Genomic DNA, 22,184 nt, shown 5'->3' with positions numbered 1-22,184 from the left:
GCTCAGCGAAGAAGAAAAACGTACGGTATCGTCTTTAAGCCAGGTAGCGGCAGGTATTGCTGGTGGTAGTTTATCGGATAGTTCTGATGGAGCGATTATTGCGGCTAAGACGGCGAAAGATGCTGTGGAGAATAATTATTTATACAACGGAGAGGTAAACAGCCTCGTTAAAGAGTTAGCTAAAGCAGAGAAGGAAGGAAAAGATACTCGACCTATTTTTGAGAAATACGCGAAATTAAGTGAGAAAAATAGAAGAAAAATATTGAAGGATTGTGGTGATAATCCAGTTTGTTATATACCACATATTCAGATGATGCAATCGGGAGATGAAGCAGCATATGAAAACTCTAGTTATTTAAGGTTTGGATCCTATTTTAATAATTTAAGTAGAGAGACCCAGGTTAAATTGAGTGACTTTGTGGAGTCGGAAAATAGTAAAACTAGAAACCAATTACCAAAGAGCGTACACTATGCAACTCTTGCTTTAGGTGCTGCGGAAGCTTTGGGGTTAGGGGGACTAGCCTTAACTAAGTTGCCAAAAGGAGCCAATGCAAACGAAAAATTGCCGATTGTTGGGAAAACAAAAGGATATGAAAACCATAAGATTAAAATTTCTTCTGGTGCGGAGAATAATGCTAAATCTATCCCATTAAAAGAGCAGCTATCAAACGAAATGCTTAAAGCACAAGGCACAAAACTTGAGAAGATTGATGTCATTGCAAGAGTGGATGTTAATGGCAGGGTTTATGTTGATACCAATCAGATGGCTAGGGCGGATAAATTTTCAGATCCAAATAAACTGACACTAATTGCAGAAAATGTGGCAGCGAAACCGCCTTTAAAAAACGGCTCGCCTTATCCAAATAGTAATATGGAAAATGCTCATGCAGAAATAGGAGCTATTCAACAGGCTTATGACCGAGGTGTAACTAAAGGTAAAAGTATGGTCATTAATGTTCAAGGTAAGGATGTTTGTGATTATTGTAAAAATGATATAGCTACAGCTGCTGAAAAAGCTGGGTTAAAATCTGTTACTGTTCATGCAATAGATAATAGAACTAAGTTACCCAAAGTGTACGTTTGGTCTAAAGGTCAACGATCAATAAAGGAACCCCAAAATGACAAATAATTTATTTTTTACCTGTGGATTTCAAAGAGGAAAGGACTGGATTATAGCATCTAATAGGGAGAGAGTATCTTCTATTGATAAAGATAAAATGATATCTATACTTAATAATATTGAACTAAATGAGGGGGCTGCGGGGTTAGAGTTTATCCCAGAGCCGGAAGTTGGAATCTCAGGATTATCAGTTCAATGTGACGGTGAAAGATATTTATTTACTTTAATTGAGTATGGAAAAGATGGGGAGTTCCTAATTAGAACAAAATCTGACTTTAATGGTACTCCTGGATTGGTTTACTTTGAGGGAGAACCCTATCCAGCTTGTTCGGTGATAGAAGACTTTGATTTTATTAAAAGAGTATTTATTGAGTTACTAGAAACCGGAAATGTTTCTTATGAGTTAATGGATATATAATTTAAAACATCTATATAAAGTGCGGTCAATTTTTAAAGCGTTTTAAAAGCTCTCAAAAACTGACCGCACTTTTTGTCTTTTCAACGATACTTATGTTAAGCAAACCTTATAATTTCATATCCAACTTCGCGTAAGCACGCTCTACTTTTTCTAATGCTTTTTCCACGCAAATATCGCGAGCGAGTAAGACACCTAAACGGCGATGACCATTGACTTCACCTTTGCCGAAAATGCGGATATTGGTGTGGGGTTCAGCCAATACTTCGGCGATATTGCCAAATTGCACGTTTTTCGATTGGCCTTCTACCACGATGGCTTTGGAAGCCGATGGGCTAATGAGGGTGATTTCCGGAATAGGTAAGCCTAAAATCGCGCGGGCATGTAAGGCGAATTCAGATAATTCTTGAGAAATTAGCGTGACCATACCGGTATCGTGTGGACGAGGGGAAACTTCATTGAAGATAACCTCATCACCACATACAAACATTTCCACACCAAAAATACCGCGACCACCTAATGCAGTGGTAATTTTCTCTGCTACGTCTTGTGCTTTTTTCAACGCTGCATCAGACATGGCTTGTGGTTGCCAAGATTCGCGATAGTCGCCATCTTCTTGACGGTGGCCGATTGGCGCTAAGAAGCTGGTGCCATTAATGTGGCGAACGGTGAGTAAGGTGATTTCATAATCGAATTTAACAAACCCTTCTACAATCACGCGTCCTGCGCCTGCACGACCACCTTGTTGCGCGTAATCCCAGGCTTTTTGTAAGTCGTCTTTGGATTTCAAAATACTTTGACCGTGGCCAGAAGAGGACATAATCGGTTTCACCACGCAAGGAATACCGATTTTTTCAACCGCACTTTGGAAGTCAGCAAAGTTATCGACAAATTGATAAGGTGAGGTTGGCAAACCAAGCTCTTCGGCAGCCAAACGACGAATGCCTTCACGATTCATTGTAAGCTTGGTGGCTTTGGCGGTAGGCACAACATTAAAACCTGCTTTTTCTAATTCAATCAGCGTATCTGTCGCGATGGCTTCCACTTCCGGCACGATGTAATCTGGGCGCTCTTTTTCCACTAAGGCTTTGAGTGCTGCACCATCTAGCATGGAAATCGTATAAGCACGATGTGCCACTTGTTGTGCTGGGGCGTTTTCATAACGATCGACGGCAATCACTTCCACGCCTAAACGTTGTAATTCAATCACCACCTCTTTGCCCAGTTCACCAGAGCCAAGCATCATCACTTTAATAGCATTCGGGGTTAATGCTGTACCTAGGATTGTCATGTTGTGTCCTTATTTTAAGAAAGATTCATCAAGTGCTAAATCGTCATTTTTATTAATCCCCACACCGCGAGCAATCACATTTTTAGCAATATCATGTGCTTCTTCTAAAGAATGCTCGGTGTAAGTTCCGCATTGGTATTCATTTAATTCAGGAATTTGGTTTTGGTCTTGCACGGTTAAAATATCTTTCATGGAAGCTAACCATGCATCAGCTACTTGTTGCTCGTTTGGTGTGCCAATTAATGACATGTAAAAACCTGTACGGCAACCCATTGGGGAAATATCGATGATTTCTACATTGTCATTATTTAAATGGTCACGCATGAAACCCGCAAATAAATGCTCAAGGGTGTGAATCCCTTTTGGTGGGAGAATTTCTTTGTTTGGAATGCAAAAACGAAGATCAAAAACAGTGATGTCATCGCCCTTTGGGGTACGCATCGTTTTGGCAACGCGCACGGCAGGTGCGTTCATACGGGTGTGATCCACTTTAAAACTGTCGAGTAATGGCATATTTATTTCCTTGAAAATCAGTGATTTGTAAATTAATTGCAAGTTTTTGTAAATTTTTTTACATTTTTTTACAATTTCTTTGAACTTTTCTTTTTAGCGTCGGTCTTATAGAACAAGCAACTTGCAGTTGTTTTAATAAAATTGGTTCCTTAGGTTATTTGCCCCTTACTCGATAAGGGGCGTTTTTTTATCTGTTGAATATTAACTCGTCTTTATTCTAGCCCACAACCAGGTTATGCACAAAGGCTATTCACAGCTATGACACGAAAGGCAAACTGAAAAAGAGCAAGGCAATATAACGCAGTCCTTTTCCAATCGTCATAAAAATCAAACAACTTAGCCAATTCAATCTAAGCCAACCGGCTACCGCACAAAACACATCCCCGATAATAGGCAACCAGCTCAATAATAAAGTGATGGCGCCATAGCGTTGTATTTTGTTTATCGCCCATAAAGTGCGGTCATTTTTGCTGTCAATTTTCGGAAACCATCGCCCAATCCAATAAGTGGTGAGGCTGCCTAGCGTATTGCCTGCGGTTGCCAGAAAAACAAGCCAAAAAATATCCGCACTTAATAATGATCCGACCAATACTTTTGGCGCAGCCAGGGAGACAAACACAATTTCTGAATTACCCGGCAAGATGGTGGCACTTAAGAAAGCGCTGAAAAACATCAGCCACAAGCCATGGGTTTGCCAAAAATCAGCCCAAAAGCTGAAAGAGAAAATGTCCCACATTAGGCTCTAATAATCTCGCGCGTTCTGACATCAAACACATCCATTCCTGCATTTAATCCCGCTTTTACACCAAGATCGGCATCTTCAAAGACGATACAACGTGATGGTTCGGCTTTTGCCAGTTCTGCGCAGCGTAAAAAGGTTTCTGGATGCGGTTTATGTTCTTTCACATCATCTGCGCTGACAATGGCGTTAAAGTAATGTTTGATGTCTAATTTTTGCATCAACATATCAATAATTTGGCGGTTCGAACCAGAACCGAGCGCAATAGGCTTTTGTTGATAGTAATGACGCACCACGTCAAAGGTTGGGAGTAATTTTGATTCTGTTGGAATCAATTCATAGGAAAGTTTGCGTTTTGCTTGTATCACTTCATTTAAACGTTCTTGTGGCATACCGGCATCTTGCATAATGGCAGAGGCGATAGTGCTCACAGTTGCGCCACCTAAATCATACATAATTTGGCTGTTAAAACGATAACCAAATTGTTCTCCCACCATATTCCACGCGCGGGCGTGTACCGGCATGGTGTCGATTAAGGTGCCATCCATATCAAAAATCAGGCCATCATATTTTTCAAAAAGTCTGTTATCTATCATTTATTGCTTTCCTAGTTAGTAAATTTTTTCACTTTGTTTCAATTTTGTGATCTGTGCACTGGTAATTTTATGAAATAGCGGTAAAGTTATCCTATCTCAAAAAGGAATGTTATGTCGTTACTCAAACAATTAACCCGTTGGAAAATTCGCGGTCAGATTGATCAGGACGTTATTGATATTATTCTGACTTTGCAAAGTCGCCTAGAACATCATTGGCGCATAGATGTGTCTATTCCGACCGTCATCACACTCTTATTGCATATTGCCAACAGCCTTGCTCGCTTAAAACGAGGCGGTTGCGTTTCTCCACTTCATCACTCCTTTTATGATGAAATGCAAAGTGCGGTCATTTTCCCTGATGTTTTGGAAATTCATCACGATTTGCTTTCTTTTATTCCGCAAGAAATTCCCGAAGCAGAGCAGAGCTATTATCTCGCCAATATTTATAGCTTGCTGTTGGAGCAAGATAAAAAATAAGGGCATGAAAGCCCCTATTTTATCAGTTAAAAATCAAACTGAGTTCTAAATCTTTGAGTAAATTGCTTTCTAAGCGCAAATCATTCCATACTAACGGATTATTATCCAAGTAATGTTTCTCAAAAGTCAGTTCCCAAGTCTGTAAAGAGCGGTCAATTCTGAGATTAATTTTATCGGTGCTATCTGTTGCCTGGCGAGATTTATTCAAAATTACCGAAATACGTAAAAGAATCAGTAAAGCAAGGACATCTTCATCCGCATAACGAGCAAAAATTGGTAAATCATTCTTTTTAAATGCACCTGTGTGATAACGAACTAAATTCACCAATAAGCGTTGCTGCTCGCGATCAAAACCCGGTAACTCCATATTTTGCAGAATATAAGCGGAATGTTTTTGTACATTGCGATGATTGATCACAATGCCGACTTCCAATAAACGAGCTGCCCAAATCAACAGATTTTTCATTTCATCAGCAAGATGAGGCTTTTGCCAATGGGTGTATTGATCAATCAAGGTTTTCGCACTATTTGCCACGCGATCAGCTTGCGCTAAATCTAAGTTAAATTGTTCGGCCAGTCCTAATGCGGTACGTGTACGAATATCTGAAACTTGGAAGTTTTTTTCTAAGCTGTAAATCACCCCTTCACGCAAAGCACCGTCAGAATAGCGCATGTTTTCTAAGCCAAAAACGTCAAAAACGGCACTTAAAATGGCTAAGCCTGGTACAAAGACATCGACGCGATCAGGGTTTAAACCCGCTATGTTAAGCTCTTCAAAATGGGAAGCTTGTAAGGTTTGTTCAATTAAATTTTGTAATCGTTCAGTTGTGATGATGCCGTTAGGATCAAGGGTCGCGGTAATCACTTGATAGACGGTTTTGATCGTGCCAGATGAACCTAACACTGATTGCCACCCGAGCTTGCGATATTCCCAGCTTAAATCTTCAATTTTATTGACCGCACTTTGGCGAGCTTGCTCGAAGTTTTCTTTTGAAATTTGTCCGTTCGGGAAGAATTTTTTGGCAAAGCTCACACACCCCATATGACGACTTTCTGCCACTAAGGGGGTGAAATCATCACCGATGATCATTTCTGTCGAGCCACCACCAATATCGATGACCAGTTTACGTCCGCTTTCTGGTTGAGTGTGGCAAACGCCCGCATAAATGGTTTTGGCTTCCGTTTGACCGCTGATGATATTAATTGAATAGGGAAAGACTGCGGCAGCTTGACGTAAAAATTCGTCATTATTGACCGCTCTTCGTAAGGTATAAGTGCCTACGACACTCACATCTTCTGGCGAAAAACCTTGTAAGCGTTCAGCAAAAAGTGCAAGGCAATTTACACCTCGCTCAATGGCTTCTTGGTTTAATACATTGTGCTCGTCTAAGCCGTCGGCGAGCCTCACTTTTTGTTTTAAACGAGACAGCACCTGAATCGAACCATTGATAATCCTCGCCACAATCATGTGGAAGCTGTTTGAGCCTAAATCAATGGCGGCAATCTCCCGGGCCTCACCTCGGTGATGAGGTTCTGCGAGTTGAGACAGTTGCTTGTCGTTATGCATGTCCTTTCCTAAAATTCAAATTGATACAATAAATCAAAAACTTGGTTTGTACTGGAAACCGATTGGAAATAAAGTTGCGGCATTAAGCGGTAACGTAAGGTCACTTCCGCTAAACCATCAAACAATCCTACACCGTATTTCACTTGTAAGCGTTTACCAATATTACCACTAACTTGCACTTTAGAGCTATCCCCAACACCGGCAGTGCCTAAGTTTAAGTCTTGAATACCAAAGGCTTCGCCAATACCGCTGACTACTTTACCACTTTTCGCCAAACCTAAGCCAAGTAATGCCGCACCGACAGAACCGCTAGAACCTGCTTCACCACTGTTTTCTAATGATCGACCGGTTAATAAATAGGAAAGCGCTTGGTCTTGAGGTTTAGCCGGGTCAGAGAAAATGGTGACTTGTGGGCTGGATGCCAGACCAATCACTTTTACCCCCGCGGTCACTTTACTGTCTTCCATCGCTTCTGGGTTACGAATCGCTTCAATATTTAACATCGGTTGTGAAGGTAAACCAGAGAAGCTGATTTGTCCTTTACGAATTAATAAATCCTGTCCAAAAGAAGCATAACGACCATTTTTCAGGTTAATTTGACCGAATAATCCTAATTTGCCTTTATCCTGTTTCACAGAAAGTAAGCCATTCAAATTGGTTTTTAAACCATAGGCATCTAAATGCACATCATCACCGATTTTAATTTTTAAATCAGATTGAATTTGCATGCCCGATTTAGTTTCTGAAGCAAATTGGCGATTAATGAGTTCTTCTTTACTTTTTCTTGGGCCATTTAAAATGACTTCATCTTCACTCACTGGTTCAGCATTGTCCGGTAAGCTTTCAATGGCAATTCTCGCCCATGGAATATCCACATTACCACTCAAATCTAAGAGTTTTGGTGAGGCTTTGACAACCACATTTGGGCTGACTTTTAATTTCGCCATGGATGGAATATCAACTTTGAAATTATCTGCTTGCGCTCTAACTTCTGCCGTCCAGTTATCCATGTGAGCCCAGTTAGCTTGTCCGTTGATGTTGAGTTTGCTATCAGGTGTTTGAACATGACCATTTAAGGTTGAAGAGGTGCCATTAAAGCGAATTGCGACTTGGCCATCAGTCACATCAAAAGGCAGGCTTTTCAGTTTTGTTTTCACATTTCGAATATCGAAATTGCCATTTAATAATGGTTTTTCTAAATTACCACCAAAACTTAAGCGTGAGACCACTTCACCATCTAGGCTTTCCCCGCTAGAGAAAAGTTGATTGGCTAAAGATAAGCGTAAACCTCCAATGGTAAAGGTACCGCCTAATTGACGGCCTTTACTTAAATCATTAATTTTTAAGTCTGTGCCGATTCGACCTTGATTTTGAACGTTAATGTCAGATTTCAAGGTTAAATTGTTATTTTGAATATCAGCATTCACACTTAATTTAGGAATATCTAGCTTAAAGGTACGGTAGTCTAATTTTTGTGCTACACCAATGTTATTACCTTCCACTGCCACATTCAGTTGTAACGGTTTATCTGTGAACCATGCCACTTTACCTCGGCTTTGTAACTGGCCTTTGAGCGTGTCTTGTCCCATCAATTTATTCACTAAATCTAAATTGATGCGTTTAAGCTCAAAAGGGACTTCGCCGTTTTTCCCTGCCGTAAATTGTTGAGGGAAGCACAGATCTAAGTCTTGGTTAATCCAGCAGTGTGACCCAATGGTGGCTTGGATTTTTTTATTGTCATAAGTCACTGGAATGGTTTGATTCACTTTAAAATCACCGATAGGTGAGTTTAGGCTCACTTGACTTAAATTACCTTTCCATTGCTGAGAAGTGCGGTCAAAATTCCCCGAGATTTGTAAATCAGCTGCAACAGGTTCACCTTTTGATTTTAAGGTGAGCGTATGATGTTTTTCATCACCTGATGCATTCAAATCAATATTATGTAATTTGATGCTGTCACCATAACGGAAGCTTTCCGCTTTGACGTTAAGTTCACCTTTCACTTGTGGTTCACTGACAACATTACCTTTAATTACGGCTTTAGATAAGTCTAATCCTTGGAAGTTCAAGCCTTGTGCCGTTAAATCAGTATTAATGGTTGGCGCAGTAAGTTTCCCTAAAATCTGTGCTTTGCCGACTACGGAACCCGCTAAATCTTGCCACAGACCACGTAAACTTGGTGCGTTGATATCTAAATCTAGGTTTGATTTATCACCTAATGTACCTTTTGCCGCAATGCGGTTATCGCCATAGTTCAGCAATAAATCAGGAATATTTAATAAGGTTTCATGACTTAAAAAGACGCTACCTTTTAAGCTTAATGGACGAGAAGAGAGGCTACCGGTTAAATCCACGGTAGGCACATCCACTTTCCAATGATTGGAATCTGCGGAACCTTGAGAGCTCACTTTGCCCGATAATACGGCTGGCATGGCAGGCACGTAAGGACGAATGTTCATTTTATTTAAATCAGCCGTCACATCCCATTGTGCGCTATCTTTCCAGTTTGAGGAACCTGTTAAACGTGCGGTACCATCTAGGGCAGCAAGTTTTAATTCGTTGATGGTGACTTCGTAGAGTTTACCGTCTACATTTAAATCAACGTGAGTATGAGGGATATGATCCATACCCTCCACGCCACCAACAACCTCTGCGTGATAATTCAATAAATCGCCCGTGAGTTTAATATCAACATCGTTAATTTTGAGCGGTGCAAGGCTATCTGCAAAAGCGTATTGACCTTTTTTCGCTTTTAACTGCAGATTTAATGGCATTTTATCTTCGGCCAGTTTCACATCACCTGTTAAGGTGGCATCAAGCACACCCTGTGTGGTTAACGAAAGTGCGGTTGTTTTTTTCAAGGAACCCGATAAATTGAGATCAACTTTGCTAGCAGGCAGAATAGTTTTGTCTTTTGATTTAAAGGCTTGGAGATCAGATTTTAATGTGAGATCAACCGGAAAATCTTCATTGAGCCGGAGTTGCCCTTGGCTCGAAAGTGTACCAAGAGAGCTGTCAATGTCGAGTTTTTGTAATTTCACTAAATGATCGGTGGCATCTGCTTGCAATTCCACTTTAGGCACAGTGATTTTTTGGATTTCTTTGCCTTTTTCATTGAGCGATTGATATTGCCAGTTTGTACCCAAAAAACTTGGAATGTGCATATCAAAAGGCAAGTTCACCGCATTTAAATTACCTAAAAAAGCCGGTGTGAGTGTTTGCTCAATTTGCGCCCAATCAACGGGTTTAGCGGGTTCTTTTTTCTTAGGTTGAGGTGTATTCGGTTGAGTTTGGGAGACAGTTGAGAAAAGCACGTCTGAAAGCGTGGTGGGCTCAAGGGTAAGGCCAGATTCATTGTTTAAACTGATCGCACTTTGAAAAGACGAAAACGTAATATTGCTTTGATCGAGTTTCATATCAAAGTCAGTAATCGCCACATTTTTCACTTGCACAGAAACCGGTAAATGGATTTTTTCCATTGGACCACTTTCCGTTTGTTTCTCTTCAGAAGGTGGCATGACACTGGTATCAATGGCAATTTTCGGCTGCGTTAAGCTGAGATCATCAACAATAATATCACCCGAAAGTAAACGAGCTAAATTCAGTTGTAATCGCGTTTTAGGGAGTGCCACATCTACGCCGGTTGTTTGAAAACGTAAATTTTCTAAGACTAAACCATCTTGTAAGCCACCGCTGACTTGCTCAATAGATAAGCTATCGAGCATTTTATCGGCGAGTTGAATAAGTGCACGTTGTCCACTATCAAAAGAAAGCGCTGTGACTAAGCCTAAAACAGGGACAAAAATGACCGCACTTCCGACACATAAAATTTTACGGCAGGTCTTTTTCTTTTTAACGGGTTGTGTGGTTTGGTTATCTGGTTGTTTTTCTTGTTCAGACATAGTCATACCCTAAATTTCAGCCCCTAAGCCAATGTAAAATTGAATGTTTTTGCTGTTATCTTTATCTCGAATTGGCGTTGCAATATCAAATTTGATGGCGCCAACTGGCGATGCCCAACGTACACCGAAACCTGCGCCGTAGCGTAACTCATTTGCTTTGTAAGCATCTGCGGCTAAGCCTGTATCCGCAAATACTGCTCCCCACCAATTTGGGTAAACTTGATATTGATATTCAAGGCTACCTGTTACTAAGCGAGAGCCGCCGACTAATTTTCCATCTTTATTTTTCGGTGAGATTTTCTTGTAGCCATAACCTCGCACACTGCGATCGCCCCCCGCAAAGAAACGTAATGCCGGTGGAATTTTACGAATATCCGCGGTATTTAAATAACCAATTTCTGCACGGGTAATAAAACGGTGATTTTCGGCATAAGTACGAATCCACGCTGTGGAAGCTTGAATTTTAAAGAAATTGGCTTCTGACATCCAAAGCTTATTCCCTAAATCAACCGTGATTTTTTGGGTATCTCCCCATGTTGGGAATTGGCCACCTCTTAAACGGGTACGGTTAAAGCCCCCAGTTGGATAAACCAGGAAGGTTTTATCGGTGAAATCAGCTTGTGTGTAGCTGTCATAACGGACACGAAGACCCGCAAAATATTGCCAACCCTCGCTATTATTCCAATAGCGTAATGCAGCGAAAGTGAGGGCTTTGGTATCCGTATCGTTTTTATTTTCTTTTTCATAACCGGTTGAAAATTCATAATAATAATTTAATGGATTTTTCAACAATGGCATTTTATAGGTGGCTTCAAAGTTTTGTTTTGGTGCAGAGACGTAAAGATTTGTACGGAAACTATGGCCTCGGCTATTGATCCAAGGTTTTGTCCAACCAATTTGGACATGAGGGCCTGTATCTGTAGCAAAACCAATCCCAAGTTCCATTGAGTTTTTCTTACGTGGATAAAGTAACAGTTCGATATCCACTAATTTTTCTTCTTCGCGGACATGAGGCTGTAAAAGCACTGAGCTAAACCAGTTGGTGGAAGAAAAATTATTGGTTAATTCAGATAAATCGCTGACTAAATAAGGATTGCCCGATTTGATGTTGAGCATATTTTGCAAATAGTCTTCGCGAATTTGGGAATGGTTGAAGGTGATATTGCCATAATGATAACGCACGCCACTATCAAACAGCATTCGCCACCATGCTTCATGAGTTTCTGGGCTGATTTCTAAGCGAGAAATTTGGAATTTTCCATCAAGATAGCCACGAGCAAGGGCAAGATTTGAAATACTACTTTTATAATCATCGTATTTTTGATGCTCGACTAACTCGCCTTGTTTTGGCAAGTTTTTACGGAGTGCCGTGAAGTTTTCATCTTCTGCTGCTTCGCCTGTAATTTCAACGTCTGTTCCAGCAATTTTACTTGGCTCACCCGGGGTGACATTCGCAATAAGTAAATCTCGTTGACCTTTGCGTTTTTTTAATTCAAAGGCCACGGAAGAACCATAATAACCGAAGACTCGAAGGCCTTTATCAACAGCATTTGAAACTAATTGTTTATAACGATCTGAGCCGTCCATCTCACCTTTATCAATGAGTTTGACATTCATGTCAGTGTTGCGAATAGCACGTTCACCCTTGATCCCGCGGATCTCAATATCCACGGTTTGTTCTGCAAGGGCTGAAAAACTCATCCATCCAAGCAAAAGTGCGGTTATTTTTAACGAAATTTTTTTCATTTTGTTACAAGCTAAACTTTAAGAAGATCCACATCAAACCGCCTTAGTTTACCCACAAAATAAAGGGATTACCAACGCAATTATAGATGGAATTTGAAATTTTTATGTGCGTGTGAGCGTTAATACGACAATGCGATCAAAGAAAGAGTTTCCTGAGATCTGAAAAAATAACGGTTTTTCTATTTATTCATACAGTTAACCAAAATGTAACTGGGCCATCATTGGTGAGGCTCACTTGCATATCTGCTGCAAATTGTCCGTTAGCAACGGTCACTTTTTCTGTACATTTTTGCGAAAAATATTCATATAATTCTTTAGCTAATGCTGGTGCGGCACCTTTTGAGAAACTTGGTCGTAGCCCTTTTTGTGTGTCTGCAGCTAAAGTAAATTGGGATACCACAAGCACTTCGCCACCGATTTGTTGCACGTTTAAATTCATTTTGTCATTTTCATCACTGAAAATACGGTAATTTAACACTTTCTCAGCGAGCTTATCTGCTTTGGCTTGGTCGTCTTCTTTTTCCACGCCTAATAAAACCAATAATCCCTTGCTGATTTGTCCCACAATTTGACCTTCAACTTCCACTTTAGCCTGAGTCACACGCTGGATTAATGCAATCATTTTACTTCCTCTAAATTTGTTTGATTCATTGACTGCACTTCTGCAAGCACTGCAGCTAATTGTGCACCGAATAACACCACCGTCCAGCTGATTTGAATCCACAATAACATGATCGGCAGTGTTGCCATGGCGCCATAAATTAATTGATAAGATGGGAAGGTGGTGATGTACCAAGTAAAGGCTTGTTTCCCTAAAGTAAAGAAAATTGCCGCAATTAATGCGCCTGCTGCGGAGTGTTTGATGCTCACTTTCTTATTTGGCACGACCATATAAATGAGCGTGAAAATAAACCAAGTAGAAAGAAATGGCACAAAGCTGAGGAGTTTTAAGCCAAAAGAGAGCGTTTCAGATTGCTCGAACATGGCTTTAACATAGGAACTTGCCGCAATGCTAGTACCGATTAAAAGCGGGCCGAGCGTTAAAATGAGCCAATAAATAGCAAATGACGTAAAAATCGGGCGATTACTAGTGTCTTGCCAAATACCATTGAGTGTACGGTCGATGGAGTTAATGAGCATCAATGCCACTAAAATCAAACTCACAATCCCCACGGCACTCATTTGCTTGGAGTTACGGACGAATTCATCAATATATTGTCCCACAACATCACTCGCGGAAGGCGCGAAATTGGTGAAGATGAATTCTTTCAATGCACCGGTTACTTCGTTAAAAACGGGAAAAGCAGAGAAAATTGAAAACACCACCATAATTAATGGCACGATAGCGAGCATGGTGCTGTAGGTGAGTGAACCGGCAGCTTGCGTTAATTTATTTTCTTGAGAACGCTGCCAGAATAATGCGAAAAAAGACGTTAAGGTCATTAGAGCAAGCCTCCGCAACAATGTTTAAATTTCTTCCCTGAGCCACAAACACAAGGCTGTTTATTGCTTGGGAGCGGTACAGTGGGATCAACAAAATACCAACGACCATCAATTTTTACAAAAAGAGAATATTCGTGATGCACTTGCGGCTGTTCGTTGCCTTGAAAATGTGCTTTAAATTCAACCGCACTTTGTGTTTTGGTTAAGGTTTCTGCTTTGACAATATCTAAACCGAGCCATTGCGTTTCATCAGCCCAATCTTGCAGGGCTTTTTCATCTAATAACGTTTGTTGGCTTGGCACAGTGGTTTGCACGATATAAGGAATCTTTTTAAGCACAAACGCTGAATAGCGGGAGCGCATAAGTTGTTCCGCGGTTTCTGGAAACATGTTGCCTGAATGAAAGCGTCCGCAACAATCTTCATAAGAAAGCGAAGATTGGCACGGACAAAGTGCGGTCGTTTTAGCCGACATTTTAGGCTGCCTTTTGTAAATTACGTAATTGTGAGTTAACAGAACGTTTAAACGCTGGCGCTAATTCCTCAATGGCTAAGGCTTCTTCTAGTTCTGCAATGCTTGAAGGAGCTGAAAGTAGTGTGTTTAAACGACGAATTGTCCATTCTGGATAAGGACGATGTTGCAAAATAAGTTCATCGCCTTGATGAATTTCACCTTCTTCAATCACGCGCACATACCAACCTGTCCAGCCAGACTGACGGATCATCTCTCTTGTATTATCATTCTTGGTATTATGAGATAAACGTTCGCAAGGTTTACGTGGTTGAGACACTTCTAAAAGAGTAGAACCAATTTTGTAACGATCGCCTATGCAGACATTATCTTCATGTAAGCCTGATACAACAAAGTTTTCACCATAAATCGCGCTACCGTGAAAATCAAACTTTTCACCAAGTAGCGCGTTTAAAGCGTCGAAAGACACATCAGACATAAAAAACAAGGCTTTATCGACACCACCGTGATGGGCTTTTAAACCCACATCGTTACCTTCTGCACCCAGCGTGTGCACTTTTACCATCTGTACCGGTTTTTTACGGATAGCACTTTCATATGAGCTACCATCAGGGAATGTTAAGGTTTCTATCAATCCTGTTTTAATAATAAGAATTTTTGCGTTTGACATCTATTTTTCCTGCTTTGAGTTAGTTTTGAGAAATTATACCGTAAAATCACTTAAATTTTGACCGCACTTCGTTTTTTCCTTATTATTCGTTTAAATAAAACCAACAAAACAAAGGAATCTTTATGCAATATTCTCTCGCGCGTACCGAACAAGGTCAAACCCTTGGTATTACCGCAAAAATGGCAAACCGTCATGGTCTGATCGCCGGGGCGACAGGGACGGGGAAAACCGTAACATTACGTAAAATGGCGGAAGCGTTCAGTGATGATGGCGTGCCGGTCTTTTTAGTTGATGTAAAAGGCGATTTGTCCGGTTTAGTCAAAGCTGGCACATTCAGTGGTAAAGTGGCGGAACGCATTGAGCAATTTGATTTAGGTGGCGAGAGTTATTTAAATGGCTATCCTGTGTCATTTTGGGATGTATTCGGTGAAACCGGTATTCCGCTTCGTACCACGATTTCTGAAATGGGACCATTATTACTTTCCCGTTTATTAAATTTAAACGCAACCCAAGAAGGCTTATTAAACCTCGTATTCCGTGTGGCAGATGACAAAGGCTTGTTACTCATCGACTTAAAAGATTTACGTGCAATGCTTAAATTTGTAGCAGAGAACGCTAAATCGTTCCAAGTAGAATATGGCAATGTATCAGCTGCAAGTGTGGGCGCGATTCAACGTGCCTTACTGACACTTGAAAATGAAGGAGCGGCCAATCTTTTTGGTGAACCTGCATTAAATCTTGAAGATTGGTTACAAACCCGTGATGGTCGTGGTGTGATCAATGTTTTAAATTCTGAAAAATTAATTAATTCCCCAAGAATGTATAGTGCATTCTTGCTTTGGTTGATGTCTGAATTATTTGAACAATTACCAGAAGTAGGTGATCCAGAGAAACCAAAATTTGTGATGTTCTTCGATGAAGCACACTTACTCTTTGATGGCGCACCGAGTGTGTTGGTGGATAAAGTGGAACAAGTGGTTCGCTTGATTCGTTCTAAAGGGGTGGGAATTTATTTTGTAACCCAAAATCCATTAGATTTACCGGATACCGTGTTAGGGCAATTGGGTAACCGTGTCCAACATGCGTTACGTGCTTTTACGCCACGTGATCAAAAAGCAGTGAAATCTGCGGCAGAAACATTCCGCTCAAATCCAGCAGTTAATGTGGTTGAAACCATTTCAACTTTAGGTGTGGGTCAAGCATTGATTTCATTCTTAGATGAAAAAGGGATGCCAACGCCAGTTGAAGTGGCGTATGTTTACCCGCCGAAAAGCCAACTTGCCCCGATTACTGAAGAAGAGCGAGCGGCTTGGGTGAAAGACGATGATCTTTATGCATTCTATAAAGATTACGTGGATAATGAATCCGCTTTTGAAGTATTGAATGCGCAAGCGGATTTAGCCGCAGTGCAACAAAAACAAGCCGAACAAGCGCAGCAAGAGGAAGAAAGCGGTTTATTCGGTAGCTTAAGCCGTATGATTTTTGGAACACAAAAACGTGGAGATAAACTTTCTCCGACAGAACAAATTGTGAATAGCGTGGCAAAATCAGTCGGCCGAAATATTCGTAATGAAGTGACCAAACAAATCATGCGTGGTATTTTAGGCGCATTGAAAAAATAACGAAAATTTGACCGCACTTTGCGGCAAGAATGATAAAAAGGAGATTATTATGTCTGATGTATTTCACTTAAACCTGACTAAAGCACAATTAAAAGGTGCTACACTCGCTATCGTACCTGGGGATCCTGCACGTAGCGAACGTATTGCTAAAAAACTTGATAACCCTGAGTTTCTTGCAAGTACACGTGAGTTTACTTCTTGGTTAGGCTATTTAAATGGTCAACCAGTGGTGGTGTGTTCAACCGGTATTGGTGGCCCTTCTACGTCTATCTGTGTGGAAGAGCTAGCTCAACTTGGCGTGCGCACATTCTTACGTATTGGTACAACAGGCGCGATTCAACCGCATATTAATGTGGGCGATATTCTTATTACAACGGGTGCGGTTCGTCTTGATGGTGCAAGTCGTCACTTTGCGCCAATTGAATATCCAGCAGTGGCAAATTTTGAATGTACCACGGCGCTTTTCAATGCGGCTAAAGAAAAAGGTATTGAGCCATTTGTAGGAATTACAGCTTCTTCAGATACCTTCTATCCAGGTCAAGAACGTTATGATACGTATAGTGGCAAAGTGTATCGTGATTACCAAGGTTTGTTAAAACAATGGCAAGATATCAATGTGATGAACTACGAGATGGAGTCAGCCACATTATTTACGATGTGTAATGCTCTTGGCTTACGAGCAGGTATGGTGGCAGGTGTGATTGTGAACCGTACACAACAAGAAATTCCAAATGAAGCTACCATGAAAGATACAGAAGACAAAGCTGTATCAGTCGTAGTGGAAGCAGCAAGAAAATTGTTAGCGTAATGTATAAAAGGCGTTTTTAATTAAAACGCCTTTATTTTTTCATCATATTAAAACAAGTGAATTCTGCTCGCCTCTGAAAATATTTTTATCTCAATATTCAAATTTTTCTCAAAATGCTACAAAAATGTGATGTACGTCACAAAATTTAGTCTTCTTTTTCATTAAAATTCTAAGCGTTATCTTTACTAGAAAGGATTCATTATGAGCAGTACAACAAATCTTTCATCAAGAATGAATGGTATGAATAGTAGTTATTCAACCGAAATCAAAAGTAAATATTTAAAATATCAGCTTCATTCTCTTATCGGTGTTTTTATTGGTTACATGTGTTACTACATTGTCCGTAATAACTTCGTTCTATCCACTCCCTATCTGGCAGAAAAATTAGAGCTTTCTAAGACGCAAATTGGTTTACTGACATCCTCTTTGCTGATTACATACGGGTGTAGCAAAGGCGCAATGAGTATCTTGGCAGATAAAGCTAATCCTCGCTACTTTATGGCTTTGGGGCTTCTTCTTTGTATTCTTATTAATATTATGATGGGGTTCTCAACAAGCTTCTATTTATTTGTAGGATTAGTCATTTTATTAGGGGTATTCCAGGGAATGGGGGTAGGTCCTTCAATTATTACAGTTGGATATTGGTATCCGCGTAGCCAACGTGGGAGAGCAAGTACAACTTGGAATGTATCACATAATTTAGGTGGTGGTATTGTGGCACCGATTGTAGGCGCTAGTCTTGCTTATCTCGGTTCTGAACAATGGGAAATTTCTACTTATGTTGTACCGAGTGTCATTGCCTTAATTGGTGTTTTCCTTGTGTTATTTTTTGTGAAACGCCGTCCTGCTGAAGAAGGACTACCAACTGTTGAGGAAATGTATAACGAAGAAACGGTTAATACAAAATTAAAAGGTCATTTATCTGAAAAACCAGAAAACATGACTGCATTCCAAATTTTTTATAAATTTGTCGTTAAAAACCCTAATTCTTGGTATCTCGTTGGTGTTGATATTTTCACCTATATGGTTCGTTTTGGTATGTTAACCTGGATTCCGCTTTATCTTCTTAAAGAAAAAGGTCTTACTAAAACAGATATGGGCGCTGCATTTATGATTTTTGAATGGGCAGCTATTCCATCAACGCTCATTGCCGGATGGTTAATTGATAAATTTTTCCGTGGAAAAATTATGTATTTACCAATGATTTGTATGACAATTGTTTTCTTCTGTGTATTCGGCTACATGAACTCAGAATCCATTTTTGCCATTATTTTATTCTCTGCAATAGTTGGGTGTTTGGTCTATATTCCTCAATCTATGGTTGCAGTACAAGCAATGGAAGTTATTCCTAGTTTTGCATTAGGATCAGCAGTAGGGTTACGTGGATTTATGAGTTATATTGTTGGTTCTACATTTGGTACAACATTGTTTGGTTTTGTTGTAGATAAATTTGGTTGGAGTAGTGGATTCTATACCATCATGTGTGGTGCGGTGATGTGTTTCATTTTCTGCTATTTATCTCACCGTGGCTTGCAAAAAATTCTTAATATGCAATAAACAAAAAAGGCGTTTTGAATTAAAACGCCTTTTTTATTGAACTTTAACTATTTACCCTTGCAAAAGCAGCCGCTTCAGTAATTAATTGATCATCAGGTCGAATGCCTGTGTAGAGCTCAAATTGTTCGACGGCTTGTAGCACAATCACTTCTGCACCAGAAATGGTTTGTTTACCTTGCTGTTGAGCAAATTGGATAAACGGTGTTTCAGCAGGAATCGCCACTACATCAAAAGCGGTTTGAGCTTGTTGAATGAGATTTTCAGGAAAGGCGAGATCAAATTCTTCTTTTCCACCTTTCATCCCAATTGGCGTAACGTTGACTAAAATGTCTGCCGATTGATTATCTAAAGATGGGATATATTCATAGCCATAAAGTGCGGCTAAATTTTTACCTGTTTTTTCATTTCGAGCAAAAATCTTCAGATGCTCAAATCCACTGTTTTTAAAGGCTGCAACGACGGCTTTCGCCATGCCACCACTGCCTTGCACAATCATGCAACTCTTTTTATCTAATTGATATTCTTCGATAAGTTTAACAATCGCGATATAGTCGGTGTTGTAAGCGCGAAGAAAACCTTGATCATTCACAATGGTATTCACAGACTGAATGGCTTGTGCAGAAGGCGAGATTTCATTTAAAAATGGCATGCAGCTTTCTTTAAAAGGCATCGAAACGGCACATCCTCGAATGCCAAGTGCACGGATGCCTTTGACGGCGCTTTCAATATCCGTAGTAGTAAAGGCTTTATAGATAAAATTAAGCCCTAGTCTTTGATACAGATAGTTATGGAATGTCGTGCCAAAATTGCCTGGTCTGCCAGAAAGGGACATGCAAAGTTGGGTGTCTTTGTTAATCATATCGATTCCTTAAATATTTAGATTTATATCATCATCGATAAAATATTGGTTCATTTCAAATGCTGGTTTTGCTTCTTTGTCTTTGCCGACAATACGAGCGGGTACACCTGCTGCAGTGGCATATTCAGGCACTGGTTGAAGTACAACAGAGTTGGCACCGATTTTGGCATATTTGCCCACTTCGATATTACCGAGAATTTTTGCTCCAGCTCCAATCATTACACCTTCTCTAACTTTTGGATGGCGATCGCCGGATTCTTTACCTGTACCACCTAGGGTAACACCTTGCAATATAGACACATCATTTTCAATCACGGAGGTTTCACCCACAACAATACCGGTAGCATGGTCAAACATAATGCCGTGTCCAATTTTGGCGGCAGGGTGAATATCCACATCGAAAGCTACTGAAATCTGATTTTGTAAATAAAGTGCGAGTGCTTTTCGATTTTGGTTCCACAAATAATGGGTAATGCGATAGCTCTGAATAGCGTGAAAACCTTTTAAATAAAGCAATGGTGTGGACCACAATTCCACGGCAGGATCGCGGTGGCGCACGGCTTTAATATCACAAGCGGCACAATCAATGATATTGGGCTCGGCTTGATAAGCTTCTTCAATAATTTCACGCAGCGAAATTGCGGGCATGATAGGGTTAGCCAGTTTATTCGCAAGCAAATAACTCAAGGCACTGCCGAGATTTTGATGTTTTAAAATAGTGGAATGGAAAAAGCTGGCGAGCATTGGTTCGCATTCTGCTAGTTCTTTTGCCTCTTGGCGAATGTGTTGCCATACTTCTAACGTCATTTTTTCTCCTTATTCGCCTTTTCGTTCACGACCTAATAAGCTTAGTGCCACTTCTTGTGCACTTTTACCACAAAAGAGCATTTGGTAAATCTGTTCTGTAATCGGCATTTCCACGCCTTGACGTTGCGCTAATAAATAGGTTTCTTTGGTGTTGTAAAAACCTTCCACCACCTGACCAATTTCATCCATGGCTTGTTGGCTATCAGTTCTTTTCCCGAGCATTAAGCCAAATCGACGGTTACGGGATTGGTTATCGGTACAAGTGAGCACTAAATCACCTAAACCTGACATGCCCATGAAGGTTTGCGTATTGGCCCCCATGGATACGCCTAAGCGAGTAATTTCCGCAATTCCACGGGTAATCAATGCCGTTCTGGCATTGGCACCAAATCCCATACCATCTGAAATACCTGCGCCAATCGCAATTACGTTTTTAATGGCGCCACCTAATTGAACGCCAATCATATCTTGGTTTACATACACCCGGAAATGCTGACTGCAATGAATCCGCGCTTGAAATTCTAAGGCAAACTTTTCATTACAAGAGGCAAGGGTAATCGCCGTTGGCAAACCTTGAGCCAATTCTTTCGCAAAAGTAGGACCAGAAAGCACAGCGGTTGGAATTGCTTTACCTAAGGTTTCTTCCACTACTTCTTGTAGTAATCGGCCGGTGTTGCGTTCTAATCCTTTGGTTGCCCAAATTAAGCGATGATCTGGTTTTAAGTGCGGTCGAATTTTTAAGAGAATTTCGCCGAAAGCATGGCTTGGCACCACAATTAAAATATCTTTCGATTGATCAAGAGCTGTTTCCAAATCTAATTCTAAATGCAAACTTTCTGGAAATTCAATGTCAGGCAAAAAACGGCGATTTTGACGTTCCTGTTGCATTTGATGAATGTGATCGGGATTGTGCCCCCAAAGATAGGTTGGAGAACCATTGCGAGAAAATGAGATAGCGAGTGCTGTTCCATAAGAACCGCAACCAAGAATGGTAATTGGAGATTGGGATGCGTTCATTTCAATCACCTTTAAAATAAAAGGGCAGACGGTATCGCCTGCCCTTATCACAATTAATGTTGGGTTTCTTTATTTTCTTCCGCTTCGGCTGCAGCTTGCTGCTTGTTCATGTAATCAATGAACAACGCATCGAAGTTTACTGGAGAAAGGTTTAATGCCGGGAATGTACCGCGATTTACTAAGTTAGAAATCAATTCACGTGCATAAGGGAAAAGCATATTTGGGCATTGAGATGTTAAGCAGTGTGCCATTTGAACATCTTCTAAACCGCTGATTGTAAATACGCCAGCTTGTTTTACTTCACAAATAAACGCCACATCACCAGAGTCTTCCATGGTGGTTTCTACGTTGATGTTTAACGTGACTTCGTATAAATCTTCACCCACTTGAACGGCTTCAGTGCTTAAATCAAAGCCGAGTTTTGGTTTCCATTCTTGGTGGAAAATATGAGGAAGATTTGGTGCTTCAAAAGAAACATCTTTTACATAAATACGTTGAATTTGAAGTACTGCTTCTTGTTGCTCTTCAGCTGCTACTTCAGGTTGTTGATTTTGTTCAGACATAG

General features: G+C 40.5%; 21 protein-coding genes. 6 read left to right on the top strand and 15 right to left on the bottom strand.

All coding sequences use genetic code 11. From position 1 onward, the window contains the following. Nucleotides 1-1,129: VENN motif pre-toxin domain-containing protein (locus tag HMPREF3263_RS09085; RefSeq protein WP_176747778.1), on the top strand; the 1,129-nt coding region annotated here is incomplete at its 5' end. After that, on the top strand, nt 1,119-1,538 hold the full coding sequence (locus HMPREF3263_RS09080) for a DUF6911 family protein (protein WP_032804036.1): 420 nt from the start codon (nt 1,119-1,121) through the stop codon (nt 1,536-1,538). The genes HMPREF3263_RS09085 and HMPREF3263_RS09080, both read left to right, overlap by 11 nt. Nucleotides 1,539-1,644: 106 nt before the next feature. On the opposite strand, the gene purT is transcribed toward HMPREF3263_RS09080, so the two are convergent. From purT to HMPREF3263_RS09060, 4 genes are all read right to left on the bottom strand, one after another. After that, on the bottom strand, nt 1,645-2,826 hold the full coding sequence (purT, locus tag HMPREF3263_RS09075) for a formate-dependent phosphoribosylglycinamide formyltransferase (protein ID WP_005697988.1): 1,182 nt from the start codon (nt 2,824-2,826) through the stop codon (nt 1,645-1,647). Between the two features lie 9 nt (nt 2,827-2,835). Next, the gene (gene luxS, locus HMPREF3263_RS09070; RefSeq protein ID WP_005694994.1) at nt 2,836-3,339 is read right to left on the bottom strand and encodes an S-ribosylhomocysteine lyase; all 504 of its coding nucleotides are present in this window, start codon (nt 3,337-3,339) and stop codon (nt 2,836-2,838) included. A 256-nt stretch (nt 3,340-3,595) separates the two neighbouring features. Beyond that, nucleotides 3,596-4,075 carry a YqaA family protein gene (locus HMPREF3263_RS09065; RefSeq protein ID WP_070853235.1) on the bottom strand — a complete coding sequence of 160 codons (480 nt, stop codon included), beginning with the start codon at nt 4,073-4,075 and terminating at the stop codon, nt 3,596-3,598. After that, nucleotides 4,075-4,674 carry a beta-phosphoglucomutase family hydrolase gene (locus HMPREF3263_RS09060; RefSeq protein ID WP_049365078.1) on the bottom strand — a complete coding sequence of 200 codons (600 nt, stop codon included), beginning with the start codon at nt 4,672-4,674 and terminating at the stop codon, nt 4,075-4,077. The genes HMPREF3263_RS09065 and HMPREF3263_RS09060 overlap by 1 nt, the downstream gene beginning before the upstream one ends. Nucleotides 4,675-4,785: 111 nt before the next feature. Between HMPREF3263_RS09060 and HMPREF3263_RS09055 the strand changes: the two genes are divergently transcribed. After that, nucleotides 4,786-5,151, top strand: coding sequence for a hypothetical protein (locus HMPREF3263_RS09055; protein ID WP_049371992.1), 366 nt, complete (start codon nt 4,786-4,788; stop codon nt 5,149-5,151). 22 nt (nt 5,152-5,173) lie between these two features. Here HMPREF3263_RS09055 and ppx read toward each other — a convergent pair whose 3' ends face one another. The 7 genes from ppx to HMPREF3263_RS09020 all read right to left on the bottom strand — a co-directional run bounded on the left by ppx (nt 5,174) and on the right by HMPREF3263_RS09020 (nt 14,949). After that, on the bottom strand, nt 5,174-6,718 hold the full coding sequence (ppx, locus tag HMPREF3263_RS09050) for an exopolyphosphatase (protein ID WP_070853234.1): 1,545 nt from the start codon (nt 6,716-6,718) through the stop codon (nt 5,174-5,176). Nucleotides 6,719-6,726: 8 nt separating this feature from the next. Continuing rightward, complete coding sequence (locus HMPREF3263_RS09045) at nt 6,727-10,626, bottom strand: autotransporter assembly complex protein TamB (RefSeq protein WP_005695000.1); 3,900 nt, start codon at nt 10,624-10,626, stop codon at nt 6,727-6,729. Nucleotides 10,627-10,629: 3 nt separating this feature from the next. Next, the gene (locus HMPREF3263_RS09040) at nt 10,630-12,366 is read right to left on the bottom strand and encodes an autotransporter assembly complex protein TamA (protein ID WP_005697980.1); all 1,737 of its coding nucleotides are present in this window, start codon (nt 12,364-12,366) and stop codon (nt 10,630-10,632) included. Between the two features lie 187 nt (nt 12,367-12,553). After that, a complete protein-coding gene (gene dtd / locus HMPREF3263_RS09035; RefSeq protein ID WP_005697943.1) occupies nt 12,554-12,988 on the bottom strand; it encodes a D-aminoacyl-tRNA deacylase in 435 nt (144 codons plus the stop codon). Then, nucleotides 12,985-13,809, bottom strand: coding sequence for a virulence factor BrkB family protein (locus HMPREF3263_RS09030; RefSeq protein ID WP_005697972.1), 825 nt, complete (start codon nt 13,807-13,809; stop codon nt 12,985-12,987). Before HMPREF3263_RS09030 ends, dtd begins: the two co-directional genes overlap by 4 nt. Further along, a complete protein-coding gene (locus HMPREF3263_RS09025; protein WP_005697987.1) occupies nt 13,809-14,282 on the bottom strand; it encodes a YchJ family protein in 474 nt (157 codons plus the stop codon). The genes HMPREF3263_RS09030 and HMPREF3263_RS09025 overlap by 1 nt, the downstream gene beginning before the upstream one ends. A 1-nt stretch (nt 14,283) precedes the next feature. After that, on the bottom strand, nt 14,284-14,949 hold the full coding sequence (locus HMPREF3263_RS09020; protein ID WP_005697975.1) for an MOSC domain-containing protein: 666 nt from the start codon (nt 14,947-14,949) through the stop codon (nt 14,284-14,286). 122 nt (nt 14,950-15,071) lie between these two features. On the opposite strand from HMPREF3263_RS09020, the gene HMPREF3263_RS09015 reads away from it, so the two are divergent. The 3 genes from HMPREF3263_RS09015 (at nt 15,072) to HMPREF3263_RS09005 (ending at nt 18,936) form a co-directional block, all read left to right on the top strand. Then, nucleotides 15,072-16,571, top strand: a complete 1,500-nt coding sequence (locus HMPREF3263_RS09015; RefSeq protein ID WP_005697981.1) for a helicase HerA-like C-terminal domain-containing protein — start codon at nt 15,072-15,074, stop codon at nt 16,569-16,571. Nucleotides 16,572-16,620: 49 nt separating this feature from the next. Next, nucleotides 16,621-17,379, top strand: coding sequence for a uridine phosphorylase (gene udp, locus HMPREF3263_RS09010; protein ID WP_032804035.1), 759 nt, complete (start codon nt 16,621-16,623; stop codon nt 17,377-17,379). A 201-nt stretch (nt 17,380-17,580) separates the two neighbouring features. Continuing rightward, nucleotides 17,581-18,936: an MFS transporter gene (locus HMPREF3263_RS09005; protein WP_005697949.1), complete on the top strand. Its 1,356-nt coding sequence runs from the start codon at nt 17,581-17,583 to the stop codon at nt 18,934-18,936. Between the two features lie 43 nt (nt 18,937-18,979). Here the strand turns inward: HMPREF3263_RS09005 and HMPREF3263_RS09000 are convergent, their stop codons facing one another. From HMPREF3263_RS09000 to secB, 4 genes are read right to left on the bottom strand one after another with little or no spacing between them, the layout of a single operon-like run. Continuing rightward, the gene (locus HMPREF3263_RS09000) at nt 18,980-19,795 is read right to left on the bottom strand and encodes a shikimate 5-dehydrogenase (RefSeq protein ID WP_005697971.1); all 816 of its coding nucleotides are present in this window, start codon (nt 19,793-19,795) and stop codon (nt 18,980-18,982) included. A 9-nt stretch (nt 19,796-19,804) separates the two neighbouring features. Then, nucleotides 19,805-20,602 (bottom strand): serine O-acetyltransferase, encoded by a 798-nt coding sequence (gene cysE / locus HMPREF3263_RS08995; RefSeq protein WP_005697979.1) that lies wholly within the window; start codon nt 20,600-20,602, stop codon nt 19,805-19,807. 9 nt (nt 20,603-20,611) lie between these two features. Then, nucleotides 20,612-21,619, bottom strand: coding sequence for an NAD(P)H-dependent glycerol-3-phosphate dehydrogenase (gene gpsA, locus HMPREF3263_RS08990; protein ID WP_005697957.1), 1,008 nt, complete (start codon nt 21,617-21,619; stop codon nt 20,612-20,614). A 53-nt stretch (nt 21,620-21,672) separates the two neighbouring features. Next, nucleotides 21,673-22,182, bottom strand: a complete 510-nt coding sequence (gene secB / locus HMPREF3263_RS08985) for a protein-export chaperone SecB (RefSeq protein WP_005697969.1) — start codon at nt 22,180-22,182, stop codon at nt 21,673-21,675. Between the last annotated feature and the right edge of the window lie 2 nt (nt 22,183-22,184).

The sequence above is a fragment of the Haemophilus sp. HMSC61B11 genome, from assembly GCF_001838615.1.
Lineage (GTDB): Bacteria > Pseudomonadota > Gammaproteobacteria > Enterobacterales > Pasteurellaceae > Haemophilus_D > Haemophilus_D parainfluenzae_AD.
Note: the sequence above shows the minus strand (reverse complement) of the source record. Positions and strands in the feature narration are given on the sequence as shown.